This window comes from Paramesorhizobium salinisoli, assembly GCF_003335045.1.
GTDB lineage: Bacteria > Pseudomonadota > Alphaproteobacteria > Rhizobiales > Rhizobiaceae > Paramesorhizobium > Paramesorhizobium salinisoli.
Map to the genome: position 1 here is coordinate 1 of NZ_QOZG01000109.1, position 524 is coordinate 524.

Consider the following 524-nt stretch of genomic DNA (forward strand, 5'->3'; position numbering starts at 1 on the left):
GCTTCTTGCCACCAGCGGATGCTCCAGCTATCACCCTGCGCCTGCCGCCTTCCATGCGGCGCTCAACCGGCCCTATATGCTCGATGCCGGCGACAGGCTGCGCATCACCGTTTTCGACCAGGCCGATCTCACCAATACCTACAGCGTCGATCCTTCCGGCTATATCGCCTTCCCGCTCGCCGGCAAGGTGGCGGCGCGCGGGCGCACCCTGCAGCAGATGGAGGCGGAGATCGCAGCCAAGCTGCGCAACGGCTATCTGCGCGACCCTGACGTTTCCGTCGAGATCGACCGCTATCGCCCGGTGTTCATCATGGGCGAAGTGGGCGCAGCCGGGCAATATTCCTACGTGCCGGGGATGACCGCGCAAAAGGCCATCGCCGCAGCCGGCGGCTTCTCGCCGCGCGCCAACCAGGGCGATGTCGACATCACCAGGCAATTCAACGGCAAGATCATCACAGGCCGCGTCCTCATCACCGATCCCCTCCTGCCGGGCGATACAATCTATGTCCGCGAACGCCTGTTCT

1 protein-coding gene is annotated in these 524 nt (G+C 64.3%); it reads left to right on the plus strand.

Annotated elements, in window-relative coordinates; translation table 11 throughout:
* Positions 1-524: polysaccharide biosynthesis/export family protein (locus tag DUT91_RS25135; protein WP_147272315.1), on the plus strand; the 524-nt coding region annotated here is incomplete at both ends.